18 protein-coding genes and 1 pseudogene are annotated in these 19,961 nt (G+C 42.5%); 9 read left to right on the top strand and 10 right to left on the bottom strand.

Going from position 1 to position 19,961, the window contains the following annotated elements; all coding sequences use genetic code 11:
- Window positions 1-405: 405 nt before the first annotated feature.
- A complete protein-coding gene (tnpA, locus tag LC586_RS22230; protein ID WP_229486857.1) occupies window positions 406-849 on the bottom strand; it encodes an IS200/IS605 family transposase in 444 nt (147 codons plus the stop codon).
- A 334-nt stretch (window positions 850-1,183) separates the two neighbouring features.
- Between tnpA and psbP the strand changes: the two genes are divergently transcribed.
- Window positions 1,184-1,729 carry a photosystem II reaction center PsbP gene (gene psbP / locus LC586_RS22225; protein ID WP_229486854.1) on the top strand — a complete coding sequence of 182 codons (546 nt, stop codon included), beginning with the start codon at window positions 1,184-1,186 and terminating at the stop codon, window positions 1,727-1,729.
- Window positions 1,730-1,818: 89 nt separating this feature from the next.
- Window positions 1,819-2,412 carry a Maf family protein gene (locus LC586_RS22220; RefSeq protein WP_229486853.1) on the top strand — a complete coding sequence of 198 codons (594 nt, stop codon included), beginning with the start codon at window positions 1,819-1,821 and terminating at the stop codon, window positions 2,410-2,412.
- Window positions 2,413-2,742: 330 nt separating this feature from the next.
- Here the strand turns inward: LC586_RS22220 and LC586_RS22215 are convergent, their stop codons facing one another.
- The 3 genes and pseudogenes from LC586_RS22215 to LC586_RS42730 all read right to left on the bottom strand — a co-directional run.
- A complete protein-coding gene (locus LC586_RS22215) occupies window positions 2,743-3,093 on the bottom strand; it encodes a hypothetical protein (protein ID WP_229486852.1) in 351 nt (116 codons plus the stop codon).
- The gene (locus tag LC586_RS22210) at window positions 3,050-4,678 is read right to left on the bottom strand and encodes a hypothetical protein (RefSeq protein WP_438822922.1); all 1,629 of its coding nucleotides are present in this window, start codon (window positions 4,676-4,678) and stop codon (window positions 3,050-3,052) included. The genes LC586_RS22215 and LC586_RS22210 overlap by 44 nt, the downstream gene beginning before the upstream one ends.
- Before the next feature lie 45 nt (window positions 4,679-4,723).
- Window positions 4,724-5,083 (bottom strand): annotated as a pseudogene (locus LC586_RS42730) (integrin alpha); the annotation flags it as partial.
- 830 nt (window positions 5,084-5,913) lie between these two features.
- Here LC586_RS42730 and LC586_RS22205 point away from each other — a divergent pair.
- The 4 genes from LC586_RS22205 to LC586_RS22190 all read left to right on the top strand — a co-directional run bounded on the left by LC586_RS22205 (window position 5,914) and on the right by LC586_RS22190 (window position 11,033).
- Complete coding sequence (locus LC586_RS22205; protein WP_229486850.1) at window positions 5,914-6,651, top strand: phycocyanobilin:ferredoxin oxidoreductase; 738 nt, start codon at window positions 5,914-5,916, stop codon at window positions 6,649-6,651.
- 845 nt (window positions 6,652-7,496) lie between these two features.
- Window positions 7,497-8,921 (top strand): HlyD family efflux transporter periplasmic adaptor subunit, encoded by a 1,425-nt coding sequence (locus LC586_RS22200; RefSeq protein ID WP_229486849.1) that lies wholly within the window; start codon window positions 7,497-7,499, stop codon window positions 8,919-8,921.
- A gap of 121 nt (window positions 8,922-9,042) precedes the next feature.
- On the top strand, window positions 9,043-10,197 hold the full coding sequence (devC, locus tag LC586_RS22195; RefSeq protein ID WP_229486848.1) for an ABC transporter permease DevC: 1,155 nt from the start codon (window positions 9,043-9,045) through the stop codon (window positions 10,195-10,197).
- A 125-nt stretch (window positions 10,198-10,322) separates the two neighbouring features.
- The gene (locus tag LC586_RS22190; RefSeq protein WP_196525879.1) at window positions 10,323-11,033 is read left to right on the top strand and encodes a DevA family ABC transporter ATP-binding protein; all 711 of its coding nucleotides are present in this window, start codon (window positions 10,323-10,325) and stop codon (window positions 11,031-11,033) included.
- 402 nt (window positions 11,034-11,435) lie between these two features.
- Here LC586_RS22190 and LC586_RS22185 read toward each other — a convergent pair whose 3' ends face one another.
- The gene (locus LC586_RS22185; RefSeq protein ID WP_229486856.1) at window positions 11,436-12,257 is read right to left on the bottom strand and encodes a hypothetical protein; all 822 of its coding nucleotides are present in this window, start codon (window positions 12,255-12,257) and stop codon (window positions 11,436-11,438) included.
- Window positions 12,258-12,361: 104 nt separating this feature from the next.
- On the opposite strand from LC586_RS22185, the gene LC586_RS22180 reads away from it, so the two are divergent.
- Complete coding sequence (locus LC586_RS22180; protein WP_229486847.1) at window positions 12,362-13,159, top strand: HAD family hydrolase; 798 nt, start codon at window positions 12,362-12,364, stop codon at window positions 13,157-13,159.
- Between the two features lie 68 nt (window positions 13,160-13,227).
- Here the strand turns inward: LC586_RS22180 and LC586_RS22175 are convergent, their stop codons facing one another.
- The gene (locus LC586_RS22175) at window positions 13,228-14,166 is read right to left on the bottom strand and encodes an ABC transporter permease (protein WP_229486846.1); all 939 of its coding nucleotides are present in this window, start codon (window positions 14,164-14,166) and stop codon (window positions 13,228-13,230) included.
- Between the two features lie 67 nt (window positions 14,167-14,233).
- Window positions 14,234-15,286, bottom strand: coding sequence for an ABC transporter permease (locus LC586_RS22170; protein ID WP_229486845.1), 1,053 nt, complete (start codon window positions 15,284-15,286; stop codon window positions 14,234-14,236).
- 329 nt (window positions 15,287-15,615) lie between these two features.
- Between LC586_RS22170 and LC586_RS22165 the strand changes: the two genes are divergently transcribed.
- Window positions 15,616-16,905, top strand: a complete 1,290-nt coding sequence (locus tag LC586_RS22165) for an AAA family ATPase (protein WP_229486844.1) — start codon at window positions 15,616-15,618, stop codon at window positions 16,903-16,905.
- Window positions 16,883-17,569, top strand: a complete 687-nt coding sequence (locus LC586_RS22160; RefSeq protein WP_229486843.1) for a DUF4276 family protein — start codon at window positions 16,883-16,885, stop codon at window positions 17,567-17,569. The genes LC586_RS22165 and LC586_RS22160 overlap by 23 nt, the downstream gene beginning before the upstream one ends.
- A gap of 155 nt (window positions 17,570-17,724) precedes the next feature.
- On the opposite strand, the gene LC586_RS22155 is transcribed toward LC586_RS22160, so the two are convergent.
- The 3 genes from LC586_RS22155 to LC586_RS22145 are packed head-to-tail and all read right to left on the bottom strand — an operon-like array spanning window position 17,725 to window position 19,959.
- Window positions 17,725-17,916, bottom strand: coding sequence for a hypothetical protein (locus LC586_RS22155; RefSeq protein WP_229486842.1), 192 nt, complete (start codon window positions 17,914-17,916; stop codon window positions 17,725-17,727).
- Window positions 17,917-17,918: 2 nt separating this feature from the next.
- Complete coding sequence (locus tag LC586_RS22150; RefSeq protein ID WP_229486841.1) at window positions 17,919-18,482, bottom strand: ATPase; 564 nt, start codon at window positions 18,480-18,482, stop codon at window positions 17,919-17,921.
- Window position 18,483: 1 nt separating this feature from the next.
- Window positions 18,484-19,959, bottom strand: coding sequence for an ABC transporter ATP-binding protein (locus LC586_RS22145; RefSeq protein WP_229486840.1), 1,476 nt, complete (start codon window positions 19,957-19,959; stop codon window positions 18,484-18,486).
- Window positions 19,960-19,961 lie beyond the last annotated feature (2 nt).

Raw genomic sequence — 19,961 nt, 5'->3', positions numbered from 1 at the left:
GAGATTGGAAATTACGTATTTGAATAATTGCGGAATATTGGCTTATGGCGGGTGATGGTTGCAGCGCGAGATTGGAAATTACGTATTTGAATAATTGTGGAATATTGGCTTATAGCGGGTGATGGTTCAGGCGCGAGATTGGAAATTACGTATTTGAATAATTGCGGAATATTGGCTTATGGCGGGTGATGGTTGCAGCGCGAGATTGGAAATTACGTATTTGAATAATTGTGGAATATTGGCTTATAGCGGGTGATGGTTGCAGCGTGAGATTGGAAATTACGTATTTGAATAATTGCGGAATATTGGCTTGACAACAAGTCCGCCTCAGAATTCATTCTGAGGCTTATAGCTCAAGTCAGCTTAAGCTGACTATGGTTTAATGAACGTGAAGATTAATGGAATTCATTGGTTTAGCTGCGTGAGTTTTGGCCCATCATCTTCATGATTATGCAGTTCCAAAGACGAAATTGTAGTTCCATTGGAATGATGCGCTTTTTGATTATCTACATATACGACAGCTTGCTCAAGTTGTTTGCTTCCCATTGAAAAAACGCCATATCCGCGTTGCCAGGCAAACAAATCTTGTGAGGGTGAGAGATGATTGAGATGATGAGCGCTACTACCTTTAAGATTTTGGACAAAATCAGAAATAGAAAGTCTCGGTGGTATAGAAGCCACTAAATGGATGTGGTTTTCTACTCCGCCCACAGCATGGATAATGCTACCAAGTGCATTGGCTTTGCCAATGATGTAACTATAAAGTTGGGTTTCGCGTTCAGGGGTAATTAGTGCCTGGCGCTCTTTTGTCGCCCAAATAAGATGATAGTAAAGTCGCCACAGAGCCATGTATGTGCTGTTTTTGATGCTATTTCCTGTGTCTAGTATTCCCGGAATCATTAAAAATCTTCTAGTCAGCTTGAGCTGACTTAAGCTATTAGCCTCAGAATTCATTCTGAGGCGGGTAGGGTTACAACTTTACAAGAGTTCAGTAGCTCCAAATCATCCTCTCTTCAAATAAAGGCATGATTTGCCCCTCTTGTCTCCTGCCCCTTTTAACGACACTTGAGGATTTGTCCCTCTTCATATAATGCCTCATCCGAAGCGTCCCAGTTGGTGGGAGAATAATAACGAGAAATGATACAAGCCTGGTGTTGTCTCCAGCCTAAAGGAATCTGTAAAAATGTGGAAACGAATTATATTAATTTTGCTATTGGTGTTGAGCTTCAGCCTGAGTAATTCTGATGTAGCGGCTGCGGCTGGACTCAAAAGCTTTGTAGACACCAATGATGGCTATCAGTTTTTATATCCTAACGGCTGGCTGCAAGTTAAAGTTGCCAATGGGCCAGATGTGGTTTTCCACGATTTGATTGAGGTGTCTGAAAATGTTTCTGTTGTGATTAGCCCAGTTCCCGAAGGCAAAACTTTGTCAGAATTGGGAACCCCAACAGAAGTAGGATATAAGTTGGGAAAAGCAGCTCTTGCGCCTCCTGACTCTGGTCGTTCAGCTGAATTAGTCAATGCTGCACAGCGAGAAGTAGACGGTAAAATATACTACCTTTTAGAGTATGAGGTTAAACTCCCCAATCAACAGCAACGACACAACATCGCCAGCGTCGCTGTTAGCCGTGGTAAAGTTTTTACCCTCAACGCCTCAATTCCGGAAAAACGCTGGAAGAAGGTTAAACGAATGATTGATGAGGTTGTAAATTCTTTTTCTGTTTATTAATTGGGGAGTGGGGAATGGGGAATGGGGAATAGAGAAGAAACTGAATTACCAATGCCCAATACCCAATTACGAAGTTTGTCAGAAATATCATGAAAATTCCACCTTTTGTACTTGCCTCAGCTTCCCCAGCCCGACGCCGCTTGCTGCAAACTGTTGGTATTGAACCGATAGTTCGAGCAAGTGATTTTGATGAGTCGCAAATTGAATTAAGTGAACCAGCAGAATTGGTCAAAACTCTTGCCCAATACAAGGCGGAAACTGTAGCCCCACAGTTTGAATCGGCTTTGATTATGGGTTGTGATTCGGTTTTGTCCATGAATGGTGAAATTTACGGCAAACCACCAGACACGTCTGAAGCGATCGCTCGTTGGCAGATAATGCAAGGTAACTTTGGCGACTTGTACACAGGTCATGCCTTAATTGACCTTGACCAAAATCGCACTATAGTCAAGTCACAAGTTACAAGAGTTTACTTTGCTAAAATGAGCGATCGCGCCATTCAAGCTTATGTTGCCACAGGTGAACCCATTAAGTGTGCTGGAGCCTTTGCAATTGAAGGTTTTGGTAGTTTCTTTGTCGAAAAAATTGAAGGCTGTCACACCAATGTAATTGGACTCAGTTTACCCCTGCTGCGGCACATGCTAGGGGAATTGGGATATGATGTCACTGATTTTTGGCAATAGTTATTGTGTGGATTGTTAGTTTTCAGTGGTCAGTTGTTTTGCTACTGACAATTAATTATTGGGTGTTACTAAAAAAGTAATATGCTATCCAGCTATGGGTATAGTTTTGGAGTTCATTAGTACTACATGAGACTTAACCTTTCCTTGCGGAACGTTACGCGAAGCAATACGCTTGGGTTAAGCCCAAAAAATTAAATTATGTAGGTTGGGTTGCAATACGGTTCGGTTAATATGTTTGGCTCTCGGAGATCCCCCCAACCCCCCTTAAAAAGGGGGGCTTTTTTCCTCCTTTACCCCCTTTTTAAGGGGGTCGCCACAGGCGGGGGGATCTTATCGGAACCGTATTGGCATTACTCCCGGCTTAACGTTAGTGGCTCCCGGCTTAACGTTAGTGGCTCCCGGCTTAACGTTAGCGACTCCCGGCTTAACGTTAGTGGCTCCCGGCTTAACGTTAGTGGCTCCCGGCTTAACGTTAGTGGCTCCCGGCTTAACGTTAGTGGCTCCCGGCTTAACGTTAGTGGCTCCCGGTTTAACGTTAGTGGTTCCCGGCTTAACGTTAGTGGCTCCCGGCTTAACGTTTGCTGTTCCAAGCTCGGCGTTTGCTGTTCCCAGCTTGGAAATCGGTATTTTAGGCGAACTACGCTTGCAACACAAAATCTGATGCGGTGAGAGTTGGCGCACCAGTTAGAACCGCAAATGGGCCACCGATGCCAAAACCAACCACGCTACCATTAGAGTTGTAGAACAACTGCCCAGTTACAGGGTTGTAGACAATCACAGCAGTGCTGGCTGCCCCTTTAGTAGTGACTTCAAAATTACTAGCATTACTAAAACCGGTTCCCACAGCAGAAGTAATTGCACTAAAGGTAGTCTTATCAAGTACAATCTTGTCACCTTGGGACTGTTTGAAATCAGAGATGGTATCTAAACCAATAGCAGAACTGTCAAACCGAGCATTGGTATCGTAAAGGAATTTGTCAGCACCGATGCCACCGACAAGGGTATCATTGCCAGCACCGCCAATGAGGATATCATTGCCAGCACCCCCTTGCAGCAAGTCGTTGCCAGCTTTGCCGTCGATGGTGTCGTTACCACCTTTGCCGTCGATGATATCCTTGTTAATTGTGCCGATAAGAGTGTCTGCACGGGGAGTTCCTGTGACTTCAGGAGTGCCGCCGATATTCGTCCCGCCAAATAACACATAGCTTTGCCCAGATTCTGAGCCGTTGGGGTCGGCACCGGGTGCCCCAATAATCAGGTCGTCGAAGCCATCGCTGTTGATATCTCCGGCACTGCTGACAGAATAGCCTGATAAGTCATTCCCTGCGATGCCGTTGATGGTGAAGCCGTTAGCGCCGTTGAGGGTGGAGAGGTTGAGAGTAGAGCTAAAGCCTGTGTTGCCAAACACCACGTAGCTCTGCCCTGAACCTGAGCCGTTGGGTCCGGCACCATAAGCCCCGATAATCAGGTCAGCGATGCCGTCGTCGTTGACATCTCCGGCACTGCTGACAGAAGAGCCTGATTCGACATACGCTGCGATGCCGTTGATGGTGAAGCCGTTATAGCCGTTGAGGCTAGAGAGGTTGAGAGTGGCGCTAAAGCCTGTGTTCTTGCCAAACACCACGTAGCTCTGCCCAGAAGAAGAGTACCCGTTGAAGTCGGCATAGCGTGCCCCGATAATCAGGTCAGCGATGCCGTCATTGTTGACATCTCCGGCACTGCTGACAGAAATGCCTGATTCGTCATTCCCTGCGATGCCGTTGATGGTGAAGCCGTTAGCGCCGTTGAGGTCTGAGAGGTTGAGAGTGGCATCAAAGCCTGTGCTTTTGCCAAACACCACGTAGCTCTGCCCTGAACCTGAGCCGTTGGGGTCGGCACCATAAGCCCCGATAATCAGGTCAGCGATGCCGTCGTCGTTGACATCTCCCGCACTGCTGACAGAAATGCCTGAACCGTCACCCGCTGCGATGCCGTTGATGGTGAAGCCGTTAGTGCCATCGAGGTTATAGAGGTTGAGAGTGGCGTCAAAGCCTGTGCTCTTGCCAAACACCACGTAGCTCTGCCCTGAATATAAGCCGTTGGGGGAGGCATAGGGTGCCCCGATAATCAGGTCAGCGATGCCGTCATTGTTGACATCTCCGGCACTACTGACAGACCAGCCTGAGTAGTCAACCGCTGCGATGCCGTTGATGGTGAAGCCGTTAGTGCCATCGAGGTTATAGAGGTTGAGAGTGGCGTCAAAGCCTGTGCTCTTGCCAAACACCACGTAGCTCTGCCCTGAATATAAGCCGTTGGGGGAGGCATAGGGTGCCCCGATAATCAGGTCAGCGATGCCGTCATTGTTGACATCTCCGGCACTACTGACAGACCAGCCTGAGTAGTCAACCGCTGCGATGCCGTTGATGGTGAAGCCGTTAGTGCCGTTGAGGTTAGAGAGGTTGAGAGTGGAGCTAAAGCCGTTGCTGCTGCCAAACACCACGTAGCTCTGCCCTGAATCGTAGCCGTTGGGGTCGGCAAGTCTTGCCCCGATAATCAAGTCGTCGAAGCCGTCATTGTTGACATCTCCGGCACTGCTGACAGAATAGCCTAAGTAGTCACCCGCTGCGATGCCGTTGATGGTGAAGCCGTTAGTGCCGTCGAGGTTAGAGAGATTAAATGATGAAATAACCATGATTTTCTCCTATGTTTATAGAGACGCGATTAATCGCCTCTGTACTATTGAGTCAGTCCACAGCCTTGGTAAATGGAATTGACGACTGCACAAACTCTTTGGGCTTGCGCGGAGTAACAAATTAAAGTTTTGAAACCTGCGTTCCATAGGCAAGGAAACGCAGGTTTTGTTTGTGCAGATATGGTTTCTAACCGTCCATTTAAAGCACTCGTAATTCGTAATTAGGAAATTTAATCACGAGTTACAAAGCTTAAAATTACGAATTGTATTGATAGCGATCTTTTGGTGTCACCTAGTCAACGTATTTGACTTTGTAAACAAAAATTACTTTGATAACCGTTAAACCACCTAAATATTCTGATGAATATCTAAAATTGTCAATAGACTGGGCGTTATTGTGGTAAAGTTAGAGTCAATTTTAGTGTGTTGAGGAACCATTGGTGTCAACTTAAGCTAAAAATCGCTTATCTGTTGGCTTCCACGCCCGCCTCGAACTAAAGTTCAAGGCTAATAGCTAAAGTCTACTAAAGTAGACTAAAGATTTTTCGGATTATTTAGTCATCTTTAGATGACTTTCGCTATTAGCAAGGAACTTCAGTTCCTTGCGGGACATGGCTTTTACGTTAAGTTGACACCTATGGTTGAGGAACAAAACTCAACATTTGCGCGTTTGTTGGCTAAAGCTTGAGTTCAACACGACTTAAACCACAGCTTTAGTAAGAGGTTGTTTGAAAAGTCTAATATGAGCTGGAACCCAGGCTAACCACTTATCTGTTGAAACGGCACGACAAGTTGTAGACTGGCCACTAGATCGCATTCCCAACTAGAATATGTCATTTACTTCTATACCCTCGCTGCGTGAGCAACAACATCCCCTAATTCGTCAGCTAGCTGATTGTATTGAGGCAGCTTGGCATCAGCACCTGGATTTATCGCTCTACCATTTGCCTGATGAGTTGGGGTATGTGGAAGGTAGACTAGAAGGGGAAAAACTGACGATTGAAAACCGTTGCTATCAAACACCACAGTTCCGAAAAATGCACTTGGAACTGGCAAAAATCGGAAATATGCTGGATATTTTGCACTGCGTCATGTTTCCCCGCCCAGAATACAACCTACCGATGTTTGGTTGCGATTTAGTTGGGGGTAGAGGTCAAATTAGTGCTGCGATCGCAGACCTTTCTCCTATCCAATTAGGGCGAACCTTGCCAGAATCTTATACTTCTGCGCTGACACAGCTAACAGTGCTTAACTTTTCCCAACCCCGTGAATTACCTGAATGGGGAGATATTTTTTCGGATTTTTGCATCTTTGTGCGCCCCAGTTCCCCAGAAGAAGAAACAATATTTCTCTCGCGGGTGCGAGAATTTTTAGATATTCATTGCACCCAAGCGATCGCCTCACATCCTGTTTCACCTGAACAAGTTACACAAAATCTCGCCGGACAACACAACTACTGCACCAAACAACAGCAAAACGATAAAACCCGCCGTGTACTAGAAAAAGCCTTTGGCCCAGCTTGGGCAGAAAATTACATGACCACAGTTTTATTCGATCTCCCAAATTAATCATTTTTTCATTCCCCTCATCTGTAGGCTCTGTTACGTTTTCGCGTAACGGATAAATGTAGAATTCATTCAACGAGAGTTTAATGGAGTCCCAAAACAGCAGCAGGGAGAATAGTAAGGTCTTTGAAGCGAATATCACAAAATGGTTTGTTGTCTTGGTAGGTGCAAGCAACTAGAGACAGCTAAGTCATTGACCAGAAAGTTAAGGAAACTCTAATGTTAGGAATGCTCAAGTTGACAGATATTTTTTAGTTAATTAATCCTTGATTCACTTAAGGAAGACTAACTTTTGTACCAAGATTGTATCCAGCAAAGGCAACAGTCTATTTTTGATGTTTCTTTTCAATTTTGTGACTAACTGTAGCCGTAGTGAATGTAGCAGTAAAGTACCGCATCATACCAATTTAGGATTTTGTGTATAGACACAATACATCGCGTCTATACATCTAGATTCATACTGCTTGTGAATTTTGCTAACGTTCATTGCACTCATGTCTCAATAATACTCAGAGTTATTGAATAGCCAGCTACTATAGCGTTTCTAGGTTTCAATACAGACCTAACCCCCAGCCCCTTCCCTACAAGGGAAGGGGAGTAATATTCAAAGCCTCTCTCCTTTTAGGAGAGAGGTTTGGAGAGAGGTCAAAATGTATTGCATACAAACGAGAAGCACTATAGAAAACACCATTTTGTAAAGCCATAGTGTTAAGCGTTCATCACGCGATGGATTTTAAGCCATACCCAGCTTTAAACCACTGTTGTTTGTCCTAAGCGGCTGGCTGTTGATTAAAAACCTTTTTATTTTTACTTCCATCAGCACAATTCAGGTAAATGGGCAACATACTATGTCAAGGGTGACTGAAAAGCCAAAGCCAAGTGAGCAGGCATTTAATCAAGAACAACCTAAGATTTGGTGGGGTATCGCTGTAGCCGTGCCAATAGTAATCGCTGCTGGGATACTAGGTACAGCTAAAATCGAGCAGTTAAGAAAACTAACTACATCCGTCCCCGTAATGCCATCTAGCAATAGCATTAGTGCTGTTGGGCGTTTGGAACCGCGAGGCGAAGTTGTTAAATTGTCTGCCCCATCATCAGGATTAGCACCATCATCACGAATTCAGCAACTTCTGGTGAGAGAGGGTGAACAGGTAAAGCAAGGCCAAATTATCGCAATTTTGGATAACCGCGATACCCAAATAGCCGGACTACAAGAGGCAAAAGCCAAGGTGCAAGAAGCCCGTGCGAATTTAGCGCAAGTTAGGGCTGGATCTCCAAGAGATATTCAAGCCCAAAGAGCAGTTATTGCTCGCCTACAAGCGCAGTTAATTGGGGAAAGGAATGCAGGGCAAGCAACGATCGCACGGATTGCAGCCCAGTTAAGTGGTGATAAACTCGTCCAACAAGCAACCGTGAATCGCTTAGAAGCTGAACTCAGTGGGCAAAGAGATGCTCTCAGAGCAACGCTTGCACGTATTAAAGCCGAACAGCGCAATGCTCAAGTCGATGCCGGACGCTATGATTTTTTATACAGAGAAGGTGCTATTTCTCAGCAAGAGCGGGACAGAAGACGCTTGAGTGCAGTAACTTCTAATCAACAGGTGGCCGAAAGCCAAGCTACCCTGAAACAGACATTGGCAACTCTACGACAGCAACTTGCCGAAGCCAGAGCTACCCAAATACAAAATTTAGCAACTTTGCAACAGCAACTAATCGAAGCCAAAGTTAACCGTGATAAAACCGTAGCAACTTTGCAAAGACAAATCGATGAAGAAAAGGCCAAACTGAGCAGAATCTTAGACGTTAGTCCTACCGATGTGCAAATAGCGCAAGCCCAAGTTAGTAATGCGATCGCAAATATCAGAAAAGCCGAAGCAGAACTCAAGTTAAGCTACGTTCAAGCACCAATCGCTGGAGAGATTTTAAAAGTTTACACCAAATCAGGCGAAGCGATCGGTGCAAATGGCATTGCTGAAATTGGACAAACTAGCCAAATGTTTGTGATTGCTGAAGTCGCCGAAGACAGTATTGGTAAAGTGCGTATTGGTCAAAACGCCACTATCAGCAGCGATAATGGAGCATTTAGCGGCGAATTAAAGGGAACTGTCACTGAAATTGGCAGAAAAATTGGTAAAAAAGATGTGCTGAATACAGATCCAGCAGCAGATGTGGATGCCAGAGTCGTAGAAGTGAAAATTGCTCTGTCTCCAGAAGATAGCCAGAAAGTTTCTGGTTTAACTTACGCCAAAGTTGTTGTCGATATTAATAACTAATTACGAATTACGAATTACGAATTACGTTAGCGTAGCGGGGCGAAGCCCATTACGAATTACGTTAGCGTAGCGGGGCGAAGCCCATTACGAATTATTTTAGCTGTGCTTGGATGCCTATAAAATGAGTCAAAAAATACCTTTGTCGTGGCTACAACTGACAAGAGAAAAAACTCGCCTAGCTGTGGCTTTAGCAGGAATTTCCTTTGCTGATATTTTAATGTTTATGCAACTCGGTTTCCGAGATGCCTTATATTATAGTAACGTTAGATTTCATAACAGCTTGCAGGGCGATATTGTTTTAATCAATAGTCAATCCAGTGCTGTTCTGGCTATGAGAAGTTTTTCTCAAAGACGGTTATATAAAGCTTTAGAGTTACCCGCAGTACAATCGGTACATCCGATATATTTGGACTTTACAATCTGGAAAAATCCTGTTACAGGCCGCCCTCGTAGTATCCTGATATTTGGAATGAACCCAGAAACTAACATAGTTAACTTACCTGGAGTTCAGGAAAATTTAGATAAACTTAAACTGCCTGATGTAGTTCTATTTGATCGTTCTTCTAGAGTGGAATATGGCCCAATTGCTGCTAATTATGACCAAGGAAAGACTGTAACAGCAGAAGTGCGAAGGCGGCGAATTAAAGTTGAAGGACTATTTACATTAGGTGCATCATTTGGCGCAGATGGTAATTTAATTACAAGTGACATTAACTTTCTGCGAATATTTAGCAATCGTCAAGAAGGATTAATTGATATTGGGCTAATTAGATTAAAACCCGGAGCCAATGCTAACGTTGTTGCCCAAGAATTACGAAAGTATTTACCTAACGAGGTAAATGTTTTAACTAAGCAAGAATTTATTGATTTTGAGCGGAATTATTGGGCAAATAGTACAGCTATTGGGTTTATTTTCACATTAGGGACTGTCATGGGTTTCATTGTAGGAACTGTGATTGTTTATCAAATCCTTTACACAGAAGTTGCAGATCATTTAGCTGAGTACGCTACTCTCAAGGCAATAGGTTACACACAAAACTATTTATTGACAGTCATTCTTCAAGAGGCTTTGCTATTAGCAGTTTTAGGATATTTTCCTGGTATAGTTTTTGCTTTTTTTATGTATAAAAGTGCCAGAGAAGCAACACTTTTACCAGTTTTCATGAGTTTTGATCGGGCGGTAATGGTGTTGATTTTGACTATGTTAATGTGTATTATTTCTGGTGCGATCGCAGTCCGAAAATTACGTTCTGCCGATCCAGCAGATATATTTTAATTAAGTCAATATTAATTAAAATAAATTATTGATAACTATAGTTTATAATCAATAATTAAGAAAGCTTGATTTTTGGTAGGCACTACAGTTACGTTTCAAAACTGTTAATTTTAAGTAATAAGAATATGATAGAAAAAGAACCTGTAATTGCCATTAAAAATCTCAACCACTATTATGGCAAAGGGGCACTGAGAAAACAGATATTATTTGACATCAACCTAGAAATTTATCCAGGTGAGATTGTAATTATGACCGGGCCATCAGGTTCAGGTAAAACAACATTACTGAGCTTAATTGGTGGTTTGCGGTCTGTACAAGAAGGAAGTTTAAAATTTTTAGGTGAAGAACTCGTTGGCGTCAGTCAAAACAAACTGGTGCAGATGCGACGCAACATTGGTTATATTTTCCAAGCTCACAATTTGCTAGGGTTCTTGACAGCAAAGCAAAATGTGCAAATGGCGGTAGAATTGAATGATAATATTTCTCAAACAGAAGCAGTAGCTAAATCAAAAGCTATGCTGGGGTCTGTTGGTTTAGAAGAACGAGTTGATTACTACCCAGACAATCTTTCTGGTGGACAGAAACAAAGAATTGCGATCGCTCGCGCCTTAGTGAATCGTCCGCCACTAGTGTTAGCAGACGAACCGACAGCTGCATTAGACAAACAATCAGGACGCGATGTCGTGGAAATAATGCAGAGTTTAGCCAAAAATCAGGGAACTACTATCTTATTAGTGACACACGACAACCGCATTTTAGATATAGCCGATCGCATCGTAGAAATGGAAGATGGCCTTTTAACCCGTAATTCCCCCAATGCCGCTATTCAGTCATGATTTTAGTTCTTATTGACACTCCCCACGCCTAAAGGCGGGGGATTCCAACTAAAAAACGATTAAAAAATATACCAGTTTTACACGATGAAGTGAAGACAAAAAGAATCGTAGTGTTAACACCTACAGCTTGGCAAAATATTAAAACCGAAGCGGCTTTTCGTGGGATTAGTGTTAGCGAATTAATCGAGGAATTTGGACGGCGATAGCGCAGCGTTAGCGAGTCTTGCCTACGGCACGCCAAGGGCGAACGAGCGTCATAAATTCGCACTAGTGCTACCCCCATAAATAAATTTAGTTGCTCTGCACGCCGCAATGTGTCTGGTCATTTGTTTTTTCTGAATGACTAATGACTAATGACTAATGACCAATGACTAATGACCAATGACTAATGACAGCCATAATTTATTGTCTAGCCGAGCCTGATTTTTTCATTCCAGGTTGGTTTGGTGGAGTTGGAGCATTTGGTTGGCGACTAGTACGAAAAGTCACATTCACGCCTTCATTTGATTGCTCCAGCACCAGTAGAGGCGTAGGTTTAGCCTTTTGATCCCAATGCATAGTAGCAATCCGACCTTGAATTGTTGGTTGCCAACTATCTTCGGATTCTATGGGGCTTAGGTAAGTTTCTATACAGTCAATAATTTGACTAATAGTTGCAGAAGTTGCTTGCGTTGGTAACTTCATTAACCGGACTTGAATCCGAAACAGCACTCGTTTAGCAGAGTTCCCTGGACTACCAGTTTCATACTCTACATCAAAAATTTCATCTACTTGCCGTCCAGCGCTATTAGCAATTCCGACTGATCCAAGTTGGGCTTGATTTGGACGCAGGGCTTGAGTAACTTTTTCTTTGATCTGAATCTTCACTTGATTAAGGATTGCAAAATGAAACACCTCTTCTGCCATCCGCATTCGCAGATAATCCAGGTTAAAGTCCCGTGAGTTGACCAAATCGGGATTAGTTTCCATTTTGCGAATCGTTTCCAGCGCCAGCTTAAACTTTTTTTCTAATTCTCGCGCACGGAATTGTTCAAACTTAAGTTTTTTCTCCAGCTTATCCTTCTGGAGCTTACTATACACAATCAAAGCAATCACCGCTAAAGCCAGCCCTCCTGAAGTTACCAACAATAACGGTGGTATTTGAGGATTACTTGCTGGCACTTCCTGGGATGCCTTTTTAGTCTTTGTCCCGGAGGATTGGGCAAGAAATATCGAAGTGGACATGGTTGGAAACTGAAAAACTTGACTCCTGATGTTTAGAATGCCCAAATCTTCAATGCCATCTTGCTGTATCATTAATATTTTTTACAGCCTTTTACAAACCACCTATGTCCAGACACCACAGTATCCCTGCCCTGTCTGAGTTTTCATCTACAAGCTTGAGCAATATTCGTCTGATAGCCACAGATATGGATGGCACCCTGACTAGACGAGGAAAATTTACTCCTGCGCTGCTGCAAGCTTTAGAGGATTTAGCAGCAGCTGACATTAAGGTGCTGATTGTCACAGGACGTTCTGCTGGGTGGGTGAGTGGATTGAGTGCGATTATGCCAGTGGCAGGTGCTATGGCAGAAAATGGCGGTTTGTACTTTCCACCTGGGAACCAGAAAGCAGTAGTTTTAACACCCATTCCCGATTTAGCAATACATCGCCAGCACTTGGCTACAACTTTTGAGAATTTACAAACCAAATTTCCCCAAATCCAAGAATCTGCTGATAATCGCTTTCGCATCACCGATTGGACTTTTGATGTAGCTGGTTTGCATCAAGAGGAACTACAAACCCTAGAGAATCTCTGTCAACAAATGGGTTGGGGATTTACCTATAGCAACGTGCAATGTCACATTAAACCCCAAGGGCAAGATAAAGCTGTGGGATTGTTGCAGGTATTACGCGAATATTTGCCCCAGTACTCACCAGAACAAATTGTCACTGTTGGCGATAGCCCCAATGATGAAAGTTTATTTGATCGGCGTTATTTTCCTGTTTCTGTAGGCGTGGCAAATGTGCTGGAATATGTGAATCAGTTGAAATATCACCCTGCTTATATTACTAACGCTGCCGAAGGGGAAGGATTTTGTGAGTTATCTAGTTATATTTTGAAAAGCTTGCACATCTCAAGTTAGGGAAAAGTAGAGTTGTTCTACAATAATCTCGTAGCACTGATTTTACCTTTTACGAATTACGAATTATTTTAATTGTCTTGGCGATTTTCTGGCGAGTAAGGAACACCTAACCCTTGGGGGGGTATAGATTTACCAGCTAACCCCACTAGTGCAAATAAAGCGATCGCATACGGTAGCATTGCTAGAAACTGATAAGGAATATTTGCACCAAAAGCTTGAATTCGTAACTGTAAAGCTTCCGTAGCGCCAAATAAAAAACAAGCCAGAGTAGTACTTAAAGGATGCCACCTACCAAAAATTAAAGCTGCGATCGCAATAAATCCTTTACCTGCACTCATCCCTTCGGTAAAAAATCTGATTTGTACCAAGGTGAGATAAGCCCCTCCTAAACTGGCAAGACAACCACTGAGTACTACAGCCCCATATCGCACCCTTGATACTGAAACCCCAGCCGTCGCAGCAGCTTGGGGATATTCTCCCACCGCCCGCAAAGTCAGCCCAAAGCTAGTATGAAATAAGAAATAGATACTTGTAACAACTAGAGTTATCAGTAAATATACAAAAACATCTTGCTGGAACAACATCGCTCCAAGTATAGGTATATTCGCAAGACCAGGAATGACTATAGGCTCAATTCCTGGTAATCTTTGAGTATTAGTGCCATTAAATACTAACCGCGCTAAAAATGATGTTAAGCCCGCAGCGACCAGATTAATCGCTAACCCTGATACCAACTGATTAACATATAAAGTTACACATAAAAAAGCGTGGAGTAAACCGACTAATCCCCCAGCAATCAACGCACAGATAACACCAAGCCAAGGGTTGCCTGTATAAAAGGTAGCGGCTGCACTGGTAAAAGCTCCTGTTAATAACATCCCTTCGAGGGCAATATTTAATACTCCTGAACGTTCTGAGTACATTCCCCCAAGGGCAGCAAATGCTAGGGGTACGGCTAAGTTTAAGCTAGCAATTAAGTAATCAGAGAGGAAGTTAAGGTTATTCATAGTTATTTTTTTTTAAACGCAGAGGAACGCTAAGGGAAGCGCAGAGTATCGCAGAGAAACTTTCGCGTTAAACCTCAGCGTTACTTTGCGTTTTTATTCGTCTTTCTACGGCGAGGCTGATGGCAATGAATAAGACAGTTAATCCTTGAATTGCATAAACTACAGTTACAGGTACACTAGCACTACGTTGCATGACATTCGCACCACTACGCAAGGCGGCAAAAAATAGAGAAGTCAACACTACACCGCTAATACTACCGCGACTTAAAAAGGCGATCGCAATGGCATCAAATCCATAACCAGGGGAAACCTGTTCAAATAAGCGGTACTTCAACCCCATCACCTCAGATGCACCCGCTAACCCGGCTAAACCACCTGCTAAGGACATGACTAGCATGATGGTATTTTTTACTGAAATTCTTGCATAATGGGCTGCTGTGGGATTAAAACCAACGGCGGCGATTTGGTATCCTAGAGGCGATCGCACCAACAACACCCACAATATTCCGGCGGCGATTAACGCAAGTATTATGCCAGCATGGGCAAGACTTTGGGGTAAGATAATCGGTAACTGTGCAGATTTGGCAATTAATGGCGAATAAGGACTAGGCGCTGATGGTGCTTTTAGGGGATTTTGCACCAAGTAGCTAACTAAATTCACTGCTATGTAATTCAGTAAGAGGGTAGTGATAACTTCATTGATTCCCCGTACTGCTTTGAGATAACCCGGTATCCAACCCCAAACCGCACCAAACCCAAACCCAGCGATAAGTGCTAAGGGAATGTGGATGATTGCAGGTAATCCTTGCACATATAAACCAATTAAAGTGCTACCTAATGCACCAAGGTAAATTTGTCCTTCGCCACCGATATTAAATTGACCAGACCGCAATGCTACTAATACCCCTAAACTGGTGAATAATAGGGGTGTCATTTTGGTGAGGGTATTGCCAAACCCAAAGTAACTAGAGAGAGATTCTTGAAATAAGACGGTGTAGGCGGTAATCGGATTTGCCTCTGCAAGTAGGATGAGGATGGCACCGACAATGAGGGCAGAGATGATGGCAATTAGCGGTGATAGGATTGGTAGCAGGAATTGAAAGCGTTTATTTGTGATCATGATGCAATGATTGCCACCCCGTAAGTCGGCTTTTGGTAAGATAATACCGTGGAAGTTTTGTTCTCCTGGTGCATATCGATTGAGAAGTTATTTAACGTCCTTAGCCTTAAACTTTCAGTGTAGGAACTGATACAATACTGCTCGGTTAAGGGAAATTGTAGGTTGGGTAGAGCGTAAGCGTTACCCAACAAATCTCGGTAAATGTTGGGTTTCGTTCCTCAACCCAACCTACATTAACTACTACATTAACTACATTAACGTAAGTTTTTAGCTTAACCGAGCAGTATTGGGAACTGATAGGATTAGTCTTAGTTGAGCAGAGGGCTTAAATGTCTAAAGTAGAAGGCTTTAGGGTAAGAAATTATAGAGTTATTCATGATGTCACCTTGGGCAAGCTATGGAACACGCAGAATGCTAAACCATTAACGGCAATGACAGCCGTCATTGGTAAGAATGGTGTGGGAAAAAGTACTATTTTCGACACTTTTGGTTTTCTTGCAGACTGCTTGAAAAATGGAGTAGAGGAAGCGTGTGATTCTCGTGGTCGTGGTGGCTTTGAGAGAATTCGTTCCCAAGGACAAGAGGGAAGCATTGAGTTTGATATCTATTATAAAGAAGATCATAATGCCCGACCAATTACGTATGAGTTGGCAATAGATATTGATTTATCTGGAAGACCTTATGTAAAAGGGGAGAGACTCAGGCAACGAAGAAAAGGACAAAGCAGAGGACAACCTTTTTCTTTTTTAATTCTCAATGAAGGTAGAGGAATTGCATGGAAAGGTGAACAAGAAGGTAAACAAGTTGAAGAAGAAGGTGATTTTGATTTGTCACAATTAATAGAAAAAATACAGAAAGGTGAAGCGGAAGAAGAAAGTAAAGAAACTGAAGTAGTCGAACTTGACGATAAGCGAAAACTGGGAATTGCAACTTTAGGCTCACTCAAACAACACCCAAGAATTTCTGTGTTTCGTAGATTTATTGAAGGATGGTATTTAAGCTATTTTACTCCAGATGCTGCACGAAGTTTGCCTCTAGCTGGCCCACAAAAACATCTTAATATTCATGGGGATAATCTGGGCAATGTAGTTCAGTTTATGGAAAGAGAACATCCCAAAAAGTTTCAATCCATACTTGAAAAGATAGCCAGCAAGATTCCAGGTATCAACAAAATTAGCACTGAAAAAAGCCCAGACGGAAGACTTCTTTTGCGTTTCAATGACAAGGGATTTAAAGATCCATTTTATGCTCAACAAATGTCAAACGGAACACTAAAAGTATTTGCCTATCTCCTTCTGTTAGAAGACCCATCACCACCACCATTTATATGCGTCGAAGAGCCAGAAAATGGACTTTACCATAAACTTTTAGAAACTCTAGCACGAGAATTTCGAGAACACGCTACGGGCCAGAAAGGCGGATCACAAATATTTGTGACAACACATCAACCATATTTTGTAGATGCCCTTGAACCTGAAGAAGTTTGGGTTCTGGAAAAGGGCGAGAATGGGTTTGCTAAAATTAGGCGAGCTAGTGAAGATCCTCTGATCAATAACCTTGTTTCTGAAGGCTTACCCCTTGGCGGACTTTGGTATAGTGACTATTTGGATGCAAGGTGAGTATATGCACTTTGAGATACTCGTTGAGGATATTTCTGGCAAAACGGCTCTTGAGATTCTTGTCCCAAAAATTATTAACACTGAACAGCATACATTTATTATCCATTCTTACAAAGGAATAGGGCATATTCCTCAAGGTTTAAAATCTACTTCTGATCCCAAAAAACGAATTTTGCTCGACCAACTTCCAAGACTTATTCAAGGCTACGGCAATACATTTGCCAGTTATCTCCCTGATTATCATGCTGTCCTCATCATTATTTGCGATATTGATGACCGATGCCTGAGTGCTTTTCGCAAAGAACTACTTGACATCGTAAATTCTTGTGAGCCTAAACCAAAGACGCAATTTTGCATCGCCATTGAGGAAGGAGAAGCATGGTATTTAGGTGATTTAACAGCAGTGAAGGCAGTTTATCCCAGTGCCAAACAAGCAGTCCTAAATTCATATACCAATGATGATATTTGTGGCACATGGGAGAAGTTAGCCGATGCAGTATATTCCGGTGGTGTTCAAAAATTGTCTAAACTTGGTTGGCAGGGAATTGGTAAGGAGAAGGCAACTTGGGCAGAAAGGATCTCTCCCCTTATGGACATTGACAATAATCAATCACCAAGTTTTTGCTATTTTCGAGATCAGCTTCGACGTTTAAGTGGGCATTAAAGCAAACAACAGATAATGTAAAGACTTGGCATTTTATCCTCTACATGTCCCGCCAGCCATCAATAAACCAATTTCTTCTATCGTCGCTGTCTGTGCATCCAAAATAGCGACAAACTCACCTCTGTAGATTACGGCAATGCGATCGCTGTTACTGATCAGTGATTTATATTATTATGTTGATTCTGAATTGCTGAAATCTCATCAGCAGTTAAAGTTACTACCTTGCCATTTTGCATAATACTAATTGATTGACCAAGTTTACGATGCCGTTCTATTGCTGCTGCAATTGCCGTTTTAACTCCAGCATCAATTTTACTCGATAAAAGCTCTAATTCTTGATCAGCCATTCTTATCCCCTGATTTGATTCCAAATTATACTTTCATATACAATAAGCTGTTGACTATAGCTATACTCAGCTACTAAGCTAGCATCATTACTAGAGTTATTATAAATAATCCAGCGATCGCACAAAGGTAAATATAAAGAAATTAAATTTACTCTCCCTCTGTGGTAGCGTCTTCGGCTCACATCTTCTGGAATCGAGTGTCCGCCGCTAGCAACCCTTTGTGCTACCCTTTCTACTGCCAAATCAGGACTTTGTAACCAAAAATAAATTAAATTAATTATGTAGCCTTTAGCTTTACATTCAATTATAAAAGGTGCAAAAGTTCTCGCAGCTAATGTGGTTTCAAAAGCAAAATCACTACCAGAGTTAGATAACTTCCGCAGGCGTATAATCATTAGTCTTCCTGCTTCTATAGCCATCGACTCTGGATTTAATGGGGATAAACCAGCAGCAATAGCATCTGCATTCACATACTCAAAGCAGTCTAAAAAATTTGGTAATAAACTCATGGAAACGGTAGTTTTTCCTGAACCATTTGCACCACCGATGATATAAAGGCTTGGCATTTTATCCTCTGCGTGTCCCCCCAGCCATCAACAAACCAATCTCTTCTATCGTCGCCGTCTGTGCATCCAAAATAGCGACAAACTCACCTCTGTAGATTACGGCAATGCGATCGCTCATAGCCATCACTTCTTCTAACTCAGTAGAAATATACAAGATTGCGGCACCGCGATCGCGTTCTGCCAATAAACGAGAATGAACTGCACTTGTTGCCCCTACATCTAATCCTCGCGTGGGTTGCATCGCTACAATTAAATCTGGTTCTCCCGCCAGTTCCCTCGCCAAAACTACCTTTTGTTGATTTCCCCCTGAGAGTTGGCTTACCTTAATATCTTCCCCAGTCGCCCGAATATCAAACTCTTGCATTGCAATTTGGGCATGATTTTTTATTGCTGGTGATTGTAATAAAAAATGGCGGCAGAATGGCAAGTTTTTAAAAGCATTCAAAATCAAGTTTTGGGCAATACTAAATTGCAACACCAAACCCATTTTTTGCCTATCTTCAGGGATGTAACCTATTCTCTGCCGAGTAGGGGAGCTATTAAAATCAATTTTACCGTTAATGATGTTTCTTACACCTGCGATCGCATCAGCTAATTCTCGCTGTCCATTGCCATCTACACCAGCAATTCCTAAAATTTCCCCAGCCCGTAATTGAAATGAAACATTGCGGACAGCAGGAATACCCCTATCATCAGCAACTTGCAAATTTTGGACTGAAAATATCACTTCCCCTATTACAGATGCAAATTTATTGACTTGTAAAACTACTTCCCGCCCCACCATCAATTCTGCTAATTGCTGAGGAGTCGTATCTTTAGTTGTCGTTGTCGCTACTACCTTACCTCGTCGCAACACTGTGACTGTATCGCAGAGATTAATTACTTCTTCTAACTTGTGACTAATAAAAATAATAGTGTTACCAGCCGCCGCCAATTTTCGCAAAATATTAATTAATGATTCAACTTCCGTTGGTGTCAAAACTGCTGTTGGTTCATCGAGAATTAATACTTTGGCTTGGCGATATAACACTTTGAGAATTTCTACTCGCTGTTGTATCCCTACTGGTAAATTTTCTACTTTAGCTGCGGGGTGAATTCCTAGCCCATAAGCTTGGGATAAAGCCGCAATTTCTTGTTGTTTTTGCCGCAGATTTAAACACCAACTATTTTCTATCCCCAAAATGATATTTTCAGTCACAGTTAACTGAGGCACAAGCATAAAATGCTGATATACCATGCCTATACCTAGTTTGATTGCCTTATTTGGGGAAGTAATTTTTACTGGTTTATCTTCTAAATAAATTTTTCCACTATCAGGTTGATATAGACCACTAATAATATTCATTAAAGTAGTCTTACCCGCGCCATTTTCACCTAAAATTGCATGAATTTTACCAGCATCAACACTGAAACTAATATTTTCATTAGCAATAAATGAATTAAAGCATTTGCTAATTTTTTCTAAACGTAAATACATTT

Origin of the sequence: Nostoc favosum CHAB5714, assembly GCF_020829495.1 — a bacterium.
GTDB lineage: Bacteria > Cyanobacteriota > Cyanobacteriia > Cyanobacteriales > Nostocaceae > Nostoc > Nostoc favosum.
Note: the sequence above shows the minus strand (reverse complement) of the source record. Positions and strands in the feature narration are given on the sequence as shown.

What these genes read in the sequence shown, in the direction of transcription:
- tnpA (WP_229486857.1), bottom strand. Translation starts at nt 849, where the DNA reads ATGGCTCTGTGGCGACTTTACTATCATCTTATTTGGGCGACAAAAGAG.
- psbP (WP_229486854.1), top strand. Translation starts at nt 1,184, where the DNA reads ATGTGGAAACGAATTATATTAATTTTGCTATTGGTGTTGAGCTTCAGC.
- LC586_RS22220 (WP_229486853.1), top strand. Translation starts at nt 1,819, where the DNA reads ATGAAAATTCCACCTTTTGTACTTGCCTCAGCTTCCCCAGCCCGACGC.
- LC586_RS22205 (WP_229486850.1), top strand. Translation starts at nt 5,914, where the DNA reads ATGTCATTTACTTCTATACCCTCGCTGCGTGAGCAACAACATCCCCTA.
- LC586_RS22200 (WP_229486849.1), top strand. Translation starts at nt 7,497, where the DNA reads ATGTCAAGGGTGACTGAAAAGCCAAAGCCAAGTGAGCAGGCATTTAAT.
- devC (WP_229486848.1), top strand. Translation starts at nt 9,043, where the DNA reads ATGAGTCAAAAAATACCTTTGTCGTGGCTACAACTGACAAGAGAAAAA.
- LC586_RS22190 (WP_196525879.1), top strand. Translation starts at nt 10,323, where the DNA reads ATGATAGAAAAAGAACCTGTAATTGCCATTAAAAATCTCAACCACTAT.
- LC586_RS22185 (WP_229486856.1), bottom strand. Translation starts at nt 12,257, where the DNA reads ATGTCCACTTCGATATTTCTTGCCCAATCCTCCGGGACAAAGACTAAA.
- LC586_RS22180 (WP_229486847.1), top strand. Translation starts at nt 12,362, where the DNA reads ATGTCCAGACACCACAGTATCCCTGCCCTGTCTGAGTTTTCATCTACA.
- LC586_RS22175 (WP_229486846.1), bottom strand. Translation starts at nt 14,166, where the DNA reads ATGAATAACCTTAACTTCCTCTCTGATTACTTAATTGCTAGCTTAAAC.
- LC586_RS22170 (WP_229486845.1), bottom strand. Translation starts at nt 15,286, where the DNA reads ATGATCACAAATAAACGCTTTCAATTCCTGCTACCAATCCTATCACCG.
- LC586_RS22165 (WP_229486844.1), top strand. Translation starts at nt 15,616, where the DNA reads ATGTCTAAAGTAGAAGGCTTTAGGGTAAGAAATTATAGAGTTATTCAT.
- LC586_RS22155 (WP_229486842.1), bottom strand. Translation starts at nt 17,916, where the DNA reads ATGGCTGATCAAGAATTAGAGCTTTTATCGAGTAAAATTGATGCTGGA.
- LC586_RS22150 (WP_229486841.1), bottom strand. Translation starts at nt 18,482, where the DNA reads ATGCCAAGCCTTTATATCATCGGTGGTGCAAATGGTTCAGGAAAAACT.
- LC586_RS22145 (WP_229486840.1), bottom strand. Translation starts at nt 19,959, where the DNA reads ATGTATTTACGTTTAGAAAAAATTAGCAAATGCTTTAATTCATTTATT.